We start from the raw sequence: 14433 nt of genomic DNA, 5'->3' as shown, positions 1-14433 counted from the left end.
ATCATCGGGTCTCGCTGTGCGGCAGGTCCTCGGGCACGTCCTCGGCCCGCGGAGCCGGGCGCCGCCGCCGGATCAGCCACCACACGCCGGCGAGATCGAGGATGCCGACCCAGAGCCGGTCGAACATCCCGTAATTCGAGCGGCCGGTGAAGCGCGGCCGATCGACCACGTCGCGGTGGACCACGCCGAACCCCTCGCGGGTGACGAGCGCCGGCATGAAGCGGTGGAGCGCATCGAAATAGGGCAGCGCGAGATAGACGTCGCGGCGGAAGACCTTGAGCCCGCAACCGGTATCGCGGGTGGCATCCTTCAGGATCTTTCCCCGCACGCCGTTGGCGATCCTCGACTGGAACTGCTTCCAGGCGCCCTTGCGGCCGATCCGCTGGCCCTGGGCCAAGCCGACCGTCGCCCCCCCCTGCTCAAGGGCGGCGTAGAGCACGGGGATGAAGGACGGGTCGTTCTGGCCGTCGCCGTCGAGCGTCGCGATGACGGCGGCGCGAGCGCGCTGCACGCCGCTGCGCACCGCCCCGCTCTGGCCGCCGCTGCGGTCGTGGCGCACCACCCGCAGCCACGAATGCTCGGCCTGCAGGCTGCGGAGGGTGGCCAGCGTCGCGTCGGTCGATCCGTCATCAACGTAGATGACCTCGAAGGGCGCGAGATTCTGGCAGGCATGGCCGATCTCGGCCACCAAGGCCTCGATGTTGCCGGCCTCGTTCTTCACCGGCACCACCACGCTGAGGCGCGGCGGCTCGGAAACAATCGTCGTGCTCATGGTGCGGCGCCCGGCAGCGCGGCGTAGGCGGAGACCCCGACCGGCTTGCCTCCGTTGATGTTGAAGCCCGTGACCCGGCCGGCGGGGCTGAGCGGCTGCCCGCCTTCCGCGGCGGCGAACTCGGCGGCGAACCGGTCCTCGACCAGCACGAGGCGGCAGCCGCCTTCGCTGCCCCCTTGGCGCAGGAAGGCGGCGGCCTCCGCGCCGGAATTCAGCATGGCCAGATCCGTGCCGATGGTGAAGACGAGGCTCGGCTCGCGAAGCCCGAGGCTTCCCACAAGCGGGGCCTGGCAGGGCAGGGCATCGCGGATCGCGGCGAGCCGCGGCGAGACCTTGAGGCTCTGCAGCACTGGCTGAGTCAGGCCGAACACGGCGCCCGACAGCACAACCGAGGCGGCGACGCCGAGCGCAAGAGCACCCTCCCCTGCCCCTTGCCCCACCCCGCGGGCGAAGGCGGCCCAGGCGAGGCCGGCAAGGGCGCAGGCGGCGAGAAGCAATGGCAGGGCGGCCAGAGGCAGCACGTGGTCGAGCCGCCACGCGGCGAGGCTCAGGCCCAGCGTCAGCCCTGCCGGGATCAGCACGACCAGACCCGCCACCCAGCGCGCCCCCGGTCGGCGCGGATCGAGCGCGCCGCGCGACAGCGCCAGCACGGTGAGGATCGCTACCGCCGGCATCAGGGGCAGGACGTAGTGCGGCAGCTTGGTCGGCACCGCCTCGAAGATCAGCCACATCGGCACGATCCAGGCCAGCAGCAGTGCCACCGCCTCCTCGCCCCGCCGGGCCCAGGCGAAGGGAATGCTGAGTACAGCGAAGGCGGCGCCGGGCCAGAAGGTAGCGAAGAAGGCGAGCGCGTAAGCGCCGGGCGGCCCCCAATGCTTCTCGGCGCCGGAGCCGACCTTGCCGAGCATGTCGCGCCCCACCGCCTCGCCGAAGAAGGCGCCGCCGCTCTTCCAGGCGATCGCCAGGAACCAGGGCGCCACGACGACGAGGGTGATGAGGAGTCCCAGGCGCGGGCGCAGGTCGAGCAGCCAGCGGGCCGAACCCTCGCGCAGGCACAGGACGAGAGCGGCGAGCCCGGCGAAGAGCGGCACCATCGGCCCCTTCACGAGGATGCCGAGGGCGATTCCGAGCCAGAAGACCAGAGCCGTCCCGAGCGAGGCCGGGCCGCGGCGCCGCTCCAGCCGGGCGCGCCCGAGCCAAGCGCGGGCGAGCGCGCCGAAGGCGGCGACCGAACAGGCGGTGAGCAGCGCGTCGGTCTTGGCCAGCCGCGCTTCCGCCGAGAGCATGATGCAGGCGCCGAACAGGGCGGCGGCCAGCAGCGCCCGGCGCCGGTCGAGGAGGGCGAGGGCCGCCCAGTAGGTCAGCAGGATCGCCGCCAGCGCACCGACGAGCGAGGGGATCCGGTAGAGCCCGATCTGCGTGCGCGCCCGCGGCACGCCGAATGCCTCGCCGGCCGCGACGGCGGCGGCTTGCGCCCAGTAGATCCCGACCGGCTTCTTGTGGCGCGCCTCGGCCTGGAAGCGGATATCGACGAGATCGCCCGTCTCCAGCATCTGCTTGGACGCCTGGGCGAAACGCGGCTCGTCGCGGTCCATCGGCTGGAGCGAGGCGAGGCCCGGCAGGAAGCTCGCGAGCCCGATCAGCAGGAGCAGCAAGCCGGCCCGGACATGGCTCGCCGCTCCGAAGGACAGCACCCGGTCCGCAAGGTTCAGCGCGCCGGCAAGGGGCCGGACAAGATCCGTCCGCGGCGCTGCGGACGGGCCGACGCTGAGGCTCGTCATAGGCAGAAGCTTGGGCAGACGCTGCGGCGGAGGCGGCCCGCTTTCGGCACGGTCTGGCTCGGGCGGGAGAGGATGGACATCGGCGGCTCGGGCGGGCGGAACGGTGACGGCCGGTGGACGGCCCGCATCCGGCCGGGGCGCCGTGTCGGTGATCCCGCCGGGATTGTCAAATGCGGTCACGCCTCTCGCGCGACGCCACCCACGCGACCATGCCGGCCTCCCCCGGCAAAGCCTCGCCGGACGCGATCCTTCCTGCAAAAAGCAAGGCAACCATGCGCCGAGTGGGTAGCCGGCCCCGGTAGGCGACCCTATATCCCGATCATGGCAAACAACAGCGCAAATCCCTACACCCTCGAAATCGAAGCCTGCGAGCGCCCCGCCGGGCACTTCACCTGGGCCATCCGCCGGAACGGCAAGCTCTTCCAGCGCGCCGACCGGGTGCAGACCACGGAAGAAGCCGCCGAGCGTAGCGGGCTCGCCGCTCTGGAAAAGCTCCTCAGCGGCCGGGAGCGTTGATCGGTCCTTTTCGGCCGCTCTCGCCTCAGATCTCTCGAACCTGACCGACAAGGCTCCCGGGCATTCGCCCGCGGAGCCTTTTCCATGCCGTTGATCGCTTGTCAGGCTCGGCTAATCTCCTCCTGAAACGGGAGGCGAGGGTATGGCGCGTGCAACGATTTACGATCGGGATCTCGACCGCAACCCTGCGAACTATCAGCCGCTCACGCCGCTGACCTATCTCGACCGCGCCGCCCGCACCTTCCCGGACCGGGTCGCGGTGATCCACGGTCCGCTGCGCTGCTCCTATGCCGAGCTGTACGCCCGATGCCGCCGCCTCGCCGCGGCGCTGGCCGCCCGCGGCATCGGCCGCGGCGACACCGTGGCGGTGCTGCTCGCCAACACGCCGGCGATGATCGAGTGCCACTACGGCGTGCCGATGACGGGGGCGGTGCTCAACACCCTCAACACGCGCCTCGACGCGGCGGCTCTGGCCTTCTGCCTCGACCACGGCGAGGCCAAGGTCTTCATCGTCGATCGCGAGTTCGCGCGGATCGGTCGTGAGGCACTCGACCGGGCCGGGGTCTCGCCCCTCGTCATCGACTACGACGATCCGGAATTCTCCGGAGACAGCGCCTCCGTCGGCGAGACCGATTACGAGGAATTCCTCGCCGTGGGCGATCCCGACTTCGACTGGGCGATGCCGGCGGACGAGTGGGACGCGATCTCGCTGAACTACACCTCCGGCACCACCGGCGATCCGAAGGGCGTGGTCTATCACCACCGCGGTGCGGCCCTGCTCTCGCTCGGCAATGTCATCACCGCCGGGCTGCCGCAGCACGCGGTCTATCTCTGGACCCTGCCGATGTTCCACTGCAACGGCTGGTGCTTTCCCTGGACCCTTTCGATCGTCGCCGGCACCCATGTCTGCCTGCGGCAGGTGCGGGCGCCGGCGATGTACGCGGCACTCGCCGAGCACAACGTCACCCACCTGTCGGGGGCGCCGATCGTGATGTCGACGCTGCTGAACGCCCCCGAGGCGCAGAAGCGCCCCCTCCCCCGCCGGGTTCACTTCCTCACTGCCGCCGCGCCGCCGCCTGAGGCGGTGCTCGCCGCCATGGGCGAGGCCGGCTTCGACGTCACCCACCTCTACGGCCTGACCGAGACCTACGGCCCGGCGGTGGTGAATGCGTGGCACGAGGAGTGGGACGCGCTGCCCACGGATGAGCGCGCGCGGAAGAAGGCCCGCCAGGGCGTGCGCTACCCCGTGCTGGAAGGGCTCGACGTGCGCGACCCCGAGACGATGGAATCGCTGCCCGCCGACGGCGAGAGCCTCGGCGAGGTGATGTTCCGCGGCAACGTGGTGATGCGCGGCTACCTGAAGAACCCGGTCTCGACCGAGGCCGCCTTCAAGGGCGGCTGGTTCCGCTCCGGCGATCTCGGGGTGAAGCATCCCGACGGCTACATCCAGCTGAAAGACCGTTCGAAGGACATCATCATCTCAGGGGGCGAGAACATCTCCTCGATCGAGGTGGAGGACGCCCTGTTCAAGCACCCCTCGGTCGCGGCCGCCGCCGTGGTCGCCAAGCCCGACATGAAGTGGGGCGAGACGCCCTGCGCCTTCGTCGAGCTGAAGCAGGGGCAGGAGGTCACGCCCGAGGAGTTGGTCGCATGGTGCCGCGAGCGCCTCGCTCCCTACAAGCTGCCGCGCCACGTGGTGTTCGGGGAGCTGCCCAAGACTTCGACGGGCAAGGTGCAGAAGTTTTTGTTGAGAGAAAAGGCGCGAGAAGAGTGAGCCGACCGCTTCACTCCACCCCCAATTGCTGCGCGGCGCTCATGATCGCCGTCATGCGGTAGGGCTTCATCACCAGCACGCTCTCGCTCACCTGCCGGGGCTGCTCGGCGCTGTAGCCGGTCACGTAGATCACCGGCAGGGCCGGATGGAGGAGGCGGGCGCGCTCGGCGAGGTCCCAGCCGTCGAGCTGGCCCGGCAGGCGGATGTCGGTGAACAGGAGATCGACCCGCTCGGCCCCCTGGAGCAGGCCGTAGGCCTCCTCCGCGGTGCCCGCGCTGAGCACGGCGAAGCCGGCATCCTCGAACTCCATGGTCACGGCGTTGAGCAGCATCTCTTCGTCCTCGACGACGAGCACCGTCCGCTTGTCCGTCATCCCTCCCCTCTCCCTCCTTCTTCTCGTTGCCCTGAAAGTCCCCGCGCGCCCTGAGTGAGCACAGAAGGCGCCGGAAACCGCGAAGACCTCCCTAGCCCATCGTCCCGAAAGGCCGCCTCCGCCTTTCGGGACGATGGGCTAACCCGCGACCGCCACCGGCGGCAGCAGCGGCGGTGCGAAGCCGGGCTCGGCGGCCGGGTCCGAGCGCATCGACGCCGGGCGATTCGCGGCCGGCATCTGTGCCGGGAAGGACAGGCGTACGGTGGTGCTGGGCCGGTCGCCGCGCACGAAGGTGGCGTTGCCGCCCGATTGCTGCGCGAAGCCGAACACTTGGCTGAGCCCCAGGCCCGTCCCCTGCCCCAGCGGCTTCGTGGTGAAGAACGGCTCGAAGGCCCGCGCCTCGACCTCCGGCGTCATTCCGGTTCCGGTGTCCGATACCTCGAGGGCGAGCCCCTCGCCCCCCGGCAGCGGTCGGGTGACGAGGGTGAGAGTCCCGCCCTCCGGCATCGCGTCGCGGGCGTTGACCGCGAGGTTGAGAATCGCGTTCTCGAGCTGGTTGGGATCGATGTTCACCCGCGGCAGCTCCGGGGCGAGATCGGTCTCGAGCCGGATCCGCGATCCGATCGTCCCACGCAGGAACTCGGCGAAGGAGGCGATCTGCGCGTTGACGTCGGTGCTCACCGGCGAGAGCGGCTGGCGGCGGGCGAAGGCCAGCAGCTTGTGCGTCATCGTCGCCGCCCGCTCCGCGCCCTTCACCGCATCGCGCAGGCGCTTGCGCAGGGGGCTCTCCTCCGGCAGGCCGCGCTCGACCCGGTCAAGGTTGAGCAGCACCACGTTGAGCAGATTGTTGAAGTCGTGGGCCACGCCCCCTGTGAGTTGCCCGATCGCTTCCATCTTCTGGCTCTGGCGCAGCAGTTCTTCGGTGCGCTGACGCTCGGAGACGGCGGCCTCCAGGGCCGCGAGCGCCGCGTCGCGCTCCCGGATGCGTGCCTGCAGCGCCTCGTTGGCTTGGCGGAGCTGGGTGGGCGACGGCAGCGTCAGCGCCTTCGGCATCAGGATCCAGAGCGCCACCGACGTGCCGATGGAGGCGACGCCCGTGAAGAGCTTGACCGCCGCCTCTAGCCCGTAATCCGGCACCCAGAGTGTCCAGATCGCCATGAGATGCGTCGCGCCGCAAGCGGTGATGAACACGGCGAACGACCAGAACATCCAGCCGAACACCACGTCCCGGCGGCGGGACACGAAATAGGCCAGCCCGATGGGAATCGAGAAGTAGGCGAAGGCGATCAGGCTGTCGGAGACGACGTGCGTCCAGATCAGCTCCGGGCGCCAGAGGAGACAAATGCCGTGGGGCGAAAGGTTCTCGACCTCCCACAGCCGCCGCAGAAGTTCGAGCATTGCTTCGGCCCCGGCTCACCTGCGCGTGATCCTACAGACCGCACGGTCACACGCTCAACATGAATCGGGTGTTCCGGCAAACGCGGCCTCCCCTGACGCCGATTCTCTACGCGAGACGCCCGCGACCACCAAACGTTAAGCCTTGCTTAACCCTATTCGCTCATCAAACGGGGTGGTTTTCGAGGGCGGGCGCGAGTGTCGGCGCAACGGGCTATCACGCACGCTGAGGCGTCGCCGAGGGACTTGCAGGACGCTTTGCAAGCGGCTCTGCAACGGGCCCTGCAAGACGCCTCGCAAGAGGCCTCGCGGGCCCCTTCGCAGGACGCATCGCACGAGGCCCCGCATCCGGCGCCGACCGCCGCTCCTCAGCGGCGTGTCAGCCTCGGCAGCCTGCTGGCCGCCACGGCCCGGCGCCATCCTAATCGGATCGCCGTGGTCGATCCCGCCGACAAGCCGGACTGGAGCGACCGACCCGCCATCACCTGGACCTATGCCGCCGCGGCCGAGATCGTCGAGCGCCTCGCCCGCGGCCTGCGGAGCTGGCGTTTGCCTCCGGGCAGCCGCATCGGCCTGTGCCTGCCGGGCTCGGCCGAGAGCGCGCTGGCCATCCTCGCCGTCGAAGCCGCCGGCCACGTCGCCTGTCTCCTGCCGGTCTCCTGGGACGAGGAACGCCTGCTCACGGCGGCCCAGGGCGTGGCGCTGAGCGCGGTGCTGACCCAGGCCCGGCTCGGCTCCGCCGCGCCCGCGCAGCGCCTCTGCAACGTCGCCGCGCGCTATTTCGGCCTGCGCTATCTCGCTGCCTTCGGCCCCGACGTGCCGGACGGCGTGATCAACCTCGACCGGTTCGTTCTCGACGGACCGGCCGGAGAGACGGCCGGACCGGCACCTGCTTCCGCCGGCATCGTCAGCTTCGTCGGCGGCGATCCCGAGCGGCCGGTCTACCGCAGCGGCGAGTCGGTGGTGGCGGCCGCCGCCGCGCACCTCGTGGCGATGCGTGTCGCGCCCGGCGAGCGCATCCTCAGCCTGATCGGCCCGCACGACCTGCGCGGCCTCGCCACCGGGCTCGCCGCCGCCCTCGTGGCCGGCGCGGGCCTGGAGACGATGCCGCTGTTCGACGGCGCCGCCTTCGCGGCGGCCCTGCGGCGGCCGGGTCCGACCCACCTCGTCGCCCCCGCCTTCCTCGAAAAGAATCTCGCCGGTCGTGACCTTCCGTCGGATCTGCGCTCCGTCGCCTTGGTTCACCGAGCGCCGGCGCGCCTCCCCGGCCGCAGCCGCGCCATGGGCAGGCCGCAGAGCCTGCGGCACGACACGGTGATCGACACGATCATCTTCGACGAGACAGCGCTTCTCTCCGGCCGGCGCGGGACCGCAGGCGACCTCTCGCTGGTGCTCGGCAAGCCGGAGCGCCTCTCTCTTCCGACCTCGCTGCTGGCGCTGCGGCACGGCCCGGACGGGCGTCTCGCCTTCCGCGGCCAAGCCTCCGCCGCGACCGCGCTGCAGCGCGGGAATCGGCCCGCCGTGCCGGACGGAGCTTGGCAGGAGACAGTCTTCGCGCCGGTGCTGTTCGGGGGGCTTGCAACCGCGATCGAGGCGATTGAGACGTCCGAATCTGCCGCTTCCCCGGAAAATTTTGCGCCTGCGTAATCCCGCCCGCTGAGCGCGACCCGCGCGGCGATCACGCCTTCGTCAAATCAAATAAAAGCAGATAGATACAAGGACTTAGCGGAGGAGCGGCAGGCCCTGACGCCCTTACTCGCGGCCTGTGCAGTGCAGTTCATCAGGCCTTCAGCCAAGCGATTCTATGTTCGATCGATCTGCATGGCCGGCGAACCAATCGTGGCCGTGTGGGTTATCCGAAGCGCCTCTTCACACGAGGCGCGACATGGGGTAACGCTTAAGCTTATGGGTGCGCTGCAACAAGTGCTCGTCGTCGACGATGGCCGCCGCGCCGTCGATCGCTCTCTCGCCGCCGACCTTGCCGGGCTCGGTTACGCGAGCGTCACCGCTTCGATCGAGGCGGCGGACGACGTTCTCGCCGTGATCGCCCGTCCCGCGGCGATCGTTCTCCAGCTATCTTCCAGCCCAAATCCCCACATCGCTGCCCTTGCCAACCGTCTGCGCGAGCAGATGCGGGTCGGCGGCATCCCGGTGATCGAGATGGACGACGCAGGTCCCCGTTCGGGCGCGCCGGTCGATCTGAAGAGCCGAATCGGCCCCTACGTGCTCAACGAGCCGGAGCTGTAGGGCCTTCCCATAACGGGACAATGACGGGCGGGCCAAGGAGCCCGCCTTTTTCGCATGCGCGATCGGGAGACGCGGCTACGCCGCCAGAACGATCTCACTCTCGCGGACGGCGCGTTCCGCCGAACCGGAGCGGATGCGGTAGGAGGGCTCGCCGGTCGGATCGTCGGGCATCAGGCGGACGATTTCGCTGACTGCGCCGAAACCAAGCCTCTCGTCGAGGGGGGAGGACTGCGCACGGCGAACGCGCTGACCGAGCTTGAACTTGTGCATCATCGGAGTCTCCTCGAACGCTTTCTCTCCGAAGCGGCGGGCCGCGACGGCAAAGGGGAGCCCCCTCAGGACAATGAATCGGTCCGGGTCTCGTTCGCAATGCCCGATCGAGATCGGTCCCAGATCCGCGCCGGGCGGGCTCGCGAGCCGGAGGGCCGGCTCGCAGTGACGGCTGTCAACGACGCCTGTCAGCGGCGAAGTTTGATCTTGGCCTTGCGAGCGGCGTAGCGGGCGTCCCGCTCATCCTTCTGCTTGGCCTGGGCGAGGCGGACGCGCTCGGCGGCGGCCTCGATCTCGGCAGCCTTGCGCTCCGCTTCTGCCTCGCGTTCCGCGGCAGCGATGGCGGCCAGCCGCTCGGCTTCGAGGCGGCGCTGCACTTCGCGTTCCTTGACGCGCTCGTCACGGGCAACCGCGATGGCGCGACGCTCGGCGACGCGCGCCTGTACGGCCGGGTCGTCGTTGGCGGGGCGGGCGCGGAAACGGGCGAGCATGGCCTCACGCGCAGAGGCCGAGTCCTGGCGACGGTCGTCGAAGGAGTTTTGTTTGGTGAAGCTCACAGAGTGTCCTTGATCGTGCCGGATCCGGGTCGGACCACGGCCTTAAAAGCGCAAAGCCGCTCCGGGCCGGAGCGGCTTCGACATTTCGGGTTCAGGCGCGGATTACGCGACCTGGAGCTGACCCGCCGACTGCTTGCCGGAACGGCGATCGGTTTCCATCTCGTAGGAAACCTTCTGGCCCTCGGTGAGGCCACGCAGACCGGCGCGCTCGACGGCCGAGATGTGAACGAAAACGTCCTTCGAGCCGTCCTCGGGCTGGATGAAGCCGAAGCCCTTTTGCTCGTTGAACCACTTGACGGTGCCGGTGCTCATAGACTGTCCTTGTCTCCGCAGGATGCAAGTAGCGAGCCCCTGCGCCATGCGACGCTGAGGCTGTGTCGTTCGACCGATAACGAAGGAAAATGAGAACCGCCCTGCGGAGGCGTCACGGCCCAGAAAATCCGGCCTCGCATCGATGAGATCTATATGCGACTCGAATGAAGCTTTATCAAGGCTCGTTTTATTTTCGCGATGCAAGAATTGTTGGCAGGTCATTCGAAATGACCTGCCCGCTCGAGCGATTCGTCAACCCGTAGCGCGCGTTGGGACGCGATCGTCCCTCGCCCGAGAGCCGCTCACGCCGCCTTCTTGGCCCGTTTGGCGATGGTCACGAGGCCGCGCAGGATCTGCGTTGTCTCCTTCAGGCGCCGGGGCACGCCGTCGAGTTCGCGGATGAACACGACGCTCATGTCGGGCCGCACCTTGGCGAAGGAACCCTGCTCGACGACCATGGCGGCAAGCCCCTGGGGATTGGCGAAGGAGCGGCCGCGGAAATGCACCACGACGCCCTTCGGTCCCGCCTCGACCTTCTCGACATTGGCCTCGCGGCACAGGATCTTGATGGTGACGATCTTGAGGAGCTGCTCAACCTCCGGCGGCAACGGACCGAAGCGGTCGATCAGCTCCGCGCCGAAGCTCTCCATCTCGGCATCGTTCTCAAGGGTCGAGAGGCGCCGGTAGAGGCCGAGACGGACGGTGAGATCCTCGACATAGTCCTCCGGGATCGTGACGGGGGCGCCGAGCGCGATGGTCGGCGACCACGCCTCCTCCACCGGCTCCTCGATCCCCGCCTTCAAGGCGGTGACCGCGTCCTCCAGCATCTGCTGGTACAGTTCGTAGCCGACTTCCTTGATGTGGCCCGACTGAGCATCGCCCAGAAGATTGCCGGCGCCGCGGATGTCGAGGTCGTGGCTCGCAAGCTGGAAGCCGGCCCCGAGCGTGTCGAGGCTTTGCAGCACCTTGAGCCGCTGCTCGGCCTGCGCGGTGAGCTGGCGGTTGGCCGGCGTCGTGAACAGGGCGTAGGCCCGCGCCTTCGAGCGGCCGACGCGCCCGCGGAGCTGGTAGAGCGCCGCGAGACCGAACATGTCGGCCCGGTGCACGATCAGCGTGTTGGCAGTCGGAATGTCGAGGCCGGATTCGACGATCGTGGTCGAGAGCAGCACGTCGTACTTGCCTTCGTAGAACGCGGTCATCACGTCCTCGAGCTGGCCCGCTGCCATCTGGCCGTGGGCGACCGCGACCGTCACTTCCGGCATCTCCTGGTCGAGGAAGCGCTTGACCTCCGCCAGATCCTCGATGCGCGGCACCACGTAGAACGCCTGGCCGCCGCGATAGCGCTCGCGCAGCAGCGCCTCGCGGATCAGCAGCGGATCGAACGGCGTCACGAAAGTACGCACCGCCAGCCGATCCATCGGCGGCGTGGCGATGATCGAGAGCTCGCGCACGCCGGTCATGGCGAGCTGCAGCGTGCGCGGGATCGGGGTGGCCGAGAGCGTCAGCACGTGGACGTCCGCCTGAAGCGCCTTCAGCCGCTCCTTGTGGGCCACGCCGAAATGCTGCTCCTCGTCGACGATGATGAGGCCGAGATCCTTGAAGGCGACGTTCTTGGCCAGAAGCGCGTGGGTACCGATGACGATATCGACCTTGCCCTCGGAGAGGCCGGTGCGCGTCTGGCGCTGATCGCCGGCGGAGACGAAGCGCGAGAGCTGGGCGACGTTGATGGGCAAGCCTTTGAAGCGTTCGGCAAAAGTGCGAAAATGCTGGCGGGCGAGCAGCGTCGTCGGCACCACCACCGCCACCTGCTTGCCGGAGATCGCCGCGGCGAACGCTGCGCGCAGGGCCACCTCGGTCTTGCCGAAGCCGACATCGCCGCAGACGAGGCGATCCATCGGCCGCCCGGCATTGAGGTCGTCGAGCACCGCGTCGATGGCGTTGGCCTGATCCTCGGTCTCCTGGAAGGCGAAGCGCGCGGCGAATTCCTCGTACAGCCCCTCCGGCGCCTTGAGGCTGGGGGCGGGCTTCACGAAGCGGGCGGCGGCGACCTTGATGAGCTCGCCCGCCATCTCGAGGATGCGCCGCTTCATCTTGGCCTTGCGGGCCTGCCACGCCCCGCCGCCGAGGCGGTCGAGCGCGACCTCCGAGTCCTCCGAACCGTAGCGCGTCAGAAGCTCGATGTTCTCCACCGGCAGCAGCAGCAGGCCGCCGGCATATTGCAGCTCCAGGCAGTCGTGCGGCGCGCCCGCCGCGGTGATCGTCTTGAGGCCGACGAAGCGGCCGATGCCGTGATCGGCATGCACCACGAGGTCGCCGGGCTGGAGCGCCTGCACCTCCAGGATGATGTCCTGGGGCCGCTTCGACTTGCGCTTCTGGCGCACCAGCCGGTCGCCCAGGATGTCGCCCTCGGCCACCACCGCGAGCCGGTCGAGGGTGAAGCCCGCTTCCAGGCCCCAGACCGCGACCGCCACGTCGGTGCCGCGCTTCAAGGCGTTCACGGCGGTGAAGGTGTTGATCTCGATGGGTTTCTTGAGGCCGTGATCGGCCAGCACGCCGCAGAGCCGGTCGCGGGAGCCGTCGGACCAGGATCCCAGGATCACGTGATGCCCGGACGCCTGCAGGTCGCGAATATGCGCGACCGCCGCGTCGAACACGCTCGCCGCCTCGTCCGCTCGCTCGGGCGCGAAGTTGCGACCGGCCTTGGCGCCGCAATCGATCACGGCGCGCTCGTCGGAATCCGGCTGCGCGAAGGGAGTGAGCCGGGCGACCGTGCCAGCCTCGACCTTGCCCTTCCACTCGTTGGGCGTGAGGTAGAGCGCGCGCGGCGGCAGCGGCTTGTAGGGCGCCACACCGGATTGCGGGTTCTTCAGCGCGGCCTCGCGGGCCTGGAAATAGTCCTGGATCAGGGAGAGCCGCTCGGCTGCCGCCTCCTCGACCTGCGGGTCGAACAGCATCGGCACGTCGCCGAGATAGTCGAACAGGGTGTCGAGGCCGTCGTAGAACAGCGGCATCCAGTGTTCGAGGCCGGCGTAGCGCCTTCCCTCGCTCACCGTCTCGTAGAGCCGGTCGTCGCGTGTCGCCGCGCCGAAGCTCGACAGGTAGCCTTGGCGGAAGCGCCGGATCGTCTCGGTGGTGAGTTGCACCTCGCTCATCGGCACGAGATCGAGGGAGCGCAGCGATCCGACGGTGCGCTGCGTCTCGGGATCGAAGGCGCGGATCGACTCGAGGGTGTCGCCGAAGAAATCGAGGCGGATCGGGTTCGGCAGGCCGGGCGGCGAGAGATCGAGGATGCCGCCGCGCACGGCGTACTCGCCGGTATCCCGCACCGTGCCCGTGCGCAGAAATCCGTTGGCCTCGACCCAGGCCACCACCTTGTCCATCGGCACCACGTTGCCGATCGCCGCCGAAAACGTCTCGACCGCGACCCGGGCTCGGGGCGGCACCCGCTGTACCAGGGCGTTCACCGTAGTGCAGAGGATACGCGGCTTCTCTTCCGACGAGCGCGAGCGGGTGAGCCGCGACAGCGCGGTCATGCGCTGCGCGGCGATCGCGGCATTGGGCGAGACGCGATCGTAGGGCTGGCAGTCCCAGGCCGGAAAGCTCATCGCCTCGATCTCGGGGGCGACGAATTTCAGCGCGTTCTGAAAGGCATTGGAGCGCCCCGAATCGCGGGCGACATGGACCAGCACCGCCGGCCCCTCGAACGAGCCGGACAGCGCGCGGGCGAGATCGGCCGCCACCAGCGCGTCGAAGCCGTCGGGCACCGAGGCCAGGGTCGGGCTATCGCCGCGGCGGATCGCGTCGAGTGCCTTGGTCAGCGGCGCCGATTTCGGCAGGGCGAAGCGCGCGGTCTGCGGCTTCGGGGCGGGAGCGGGCGGCTTGGGCTGGGGCTTGGCCATCAGATCGTTGATTTCTACGTGCGCTCGACATCATCGCTCTCCCCCCTCTTCGAGGGAGAGTGGCCCTCGCGTGAGCGAGGGTCGGGAGAGGGGGCGCCGCATCCGGAAGGACCTGAGCCGGCCCCGTACCCGCCCGCTCCGTGGGCACCCTCTTCTATAGTGGGGAGAGGGAATGCCAGCGCCTAACAGGAAGCTGTCTGCGGCGGCAAACGTTCAGTTATGGATCGGCGCGTCGTGCCGATGAAACGCCTTGAGCCGGCGATAGACGGCGGTGTCGTAGTTCTCCGGCGTCGCATCCTCACCGGTGAGCCAGCGGAACAGGTCGCGGTCGGGCACCTCGATGAGGGCCTCGAACTGCGTCAGTTCCTCCTCGGACAGCGCGCCGATCTCGGCATCGGCGAAGCGGCCCATGATCAGGTCCATCTCGCGGATGCCGCGGTGCCACGCGCGGAACAGCGTGCGGCGGCGGCGCGGGTCGAGGTCGGCGCTGGTGCGGGTTGTGCCGGACATGGGCTTTCCCCTGGTGATCCTGAACCC

Annotated in this window: 13 protein-coding genes; 4 read left to right on the top strand and 9 right to left on the bottom strand. The window is 69.2% G+C overall.

What is annotated here, in order from left to right:
• Position 1 precedes the first annotated feature (1 nt).
• Entirely contained in the window at positions 2-772 is a 771-nt protein-coding gene (locus FHU13_RS12255) for a glycosyltransferase family 2 protein (protein ID WP_183436154.1), read from the bottom strand.
• On the bottom strand, positions 769-2553 hold the full coding sequence (locus FHU13_RS12250) for a glycosyltransferase family 39 protein (RefSeq protein WP_183436153.1): 1785 nt from the start codon (positions 2551-2553) through the stop codon (positions 769-771). Before FHU13_RS12250 ends, FHU13_RS12255 begins: the two co-directional genes overlap by 4 nt.
• A gap of 321 nt (positions 2554-2874) precedes the next feature.
• On the opposite strand from FHU13_RS12250, the gene FHU13_RS12245 reads away from it, so the two are divergent.
• Together FHU13_RS12245 and FHU13_RS12240 are read left to right on the top strand one after the other, a co-directional pair.
• A complete protein-coding gene (locus FHU13_RS12245; RefSeq protein WP_003599068.1) occupies positions 2875-3069 on the top strand; it encodes a hypothetical protein in 195 nt (64 codons plus the stop codon).
• A gap of 142 nt (positions 3070-3211) precedes the next feature.
• Positions 3212-4843: an acyl-CoA synthetase gene (locus FHU13_RS12240; protein ID WP_183436152.1), complete on the top strand. Its 1632-nt coding sequence runs from the start codon at positions 3212-3214 to the stop codon at positions 4841-4843.
• A 10-nt stretch (positions 4844-4853) separates the two neighbouring features.
• On the opposite strand, the gene FHU13_RS12235 is transcribed toward FHU13_RS12240, so the two are convergent.
• Both FHU13_RS12235 and FHU13_RS12230 read right to left on the bottom strand, forming a co-directional pair.
• A complete protein-coding gene (locus tag FHU13_RS12235; protein ID WP_183436151.1) occupies positions 4854-5216 on the bottom strand; it encodes a response regulator in 363 nt (120 codons plus the stop codon).
• A gap of 138 nt (positions 5217-5354) precedes the next feature.
• Positions 5355-6614 carry an ATP-binding protein gene (locus tag FHU13_RS12230; RefSeq protein WP_183436150.1) on the bottom strand — a complete coding sequence of 420 codons (1260 nt, stop codon included), beginning with the start codon at positions 6612-6614 and terminating at the stop codon, positions 5355-5357.
• Between the two features lie 195 nt (positions 6615-6809).
• Here FHU13_RS12230 and FHU13_RS12225 point away from each other — a divergent pair, with 195 nt between their 5' ends.
• Both FHU13_RS12225 and FHU13_RS12220 read left to right on the top strand, forming a co-directional pair.
• Positions 6810-8258: an AMP-binding protein gene (locus FHU13_RS12225; RefSeq protein WP_312889582.1), complete on the top strand. Its 1449-nt coding sequence runs from the start codon at positions 6810-6812 to the stop codon at positions 8256-8258.
• Positions 8259-8516: 258 nt separating this feature from the next.
• Positions 8517-8858 carry a hypothetical protein gene (locus tag FHU13_RS12220; protein WP_183436149.1) on the top strand — a complete coding sequence of 114 codons (342 nt, stop codon included), beginning with the start codon at positions 8517-8519 and terminating at the stop codon, positions 8856-8858.
• Positions 8859-8933: 75 nt separating this feature from the next.
• Here FHU13_RS12220 and FHU13_RS12215 read toward each other — a convergent pair whose 3' ends face one another.
• From FHU13_RS12215 to FHU13_RS12195, 5 genes are all read right to left on the bottom strand, one after another.
• The gene (locus FHU13_RS12215; protein WP_183436148.1) at positions 8934-9131 is read right to left on the bottom strand and encodes a hypothetical protein; all 198 of its coding nucleotides are present in this window, start codon (positions 9129-9131) and stop codon (positions 8934-8936) included.
• A 185-nt stretch (positions 9132-9316) separates the two neighbouring features.
• A complete protein-coding gene (locus FHU13_RS12210) occupies positions 9317-9685 on the bottom strand; it encodes a DUF6481 family protein (RefSeq protein WP_183436147.1) in 369 nt (122 codons plus the stop codon).
• A gap of 102 nt (positions 9686-9787) precedes the next feature.
• Positions 9788-9997: a cold-shock protein gene (locus FHU13_RS12205; protein WP_183436146.1), complete on the bottom strand. Its 210-nt coding sequence runs from the start codon at positions 9995-9997 to the stop codon at positions 9788-9790.
• 302 nt (positions 9998-10299) lie between these two features.
• On the bottom strand, positions 10300-13896 hold the full coding sequence (gene mfd, locus FHU13_RS12200; RefSeq protein ID WP_183436145.1) for a transcription-repair coupling factor: 3597 nt from the start codon (positions 13894-13896) through the stop codon (positions 10300-10302).
• Positions 13897-14109: 213 nt separating this feature from the next.
• Positions 14110-14406, bottom strand: a complete 297-nt coding sequence (locus FHU13_RS12195; protein ID WP_017483961.1) for a succinate dehydrogenase assembly factor 2 — start codon at positions 14404-14406, stop codon at positions 14110-14112.
• Between the last annotated feature and the right edge of the window lie 27 nt (positions 14407-14433).

Source organism: Methylobacterium sp. R2-1, assembly GCF_014191355.1.
GTDB lineage: Bacteria > Pseudomonadota > Alphaproteobacteria > Rhizobiales > Beijerinckiaceae > Methylobacterium.
This window is presented reverse-complemented; position numbering and strand designations above follow the sequence as displayed.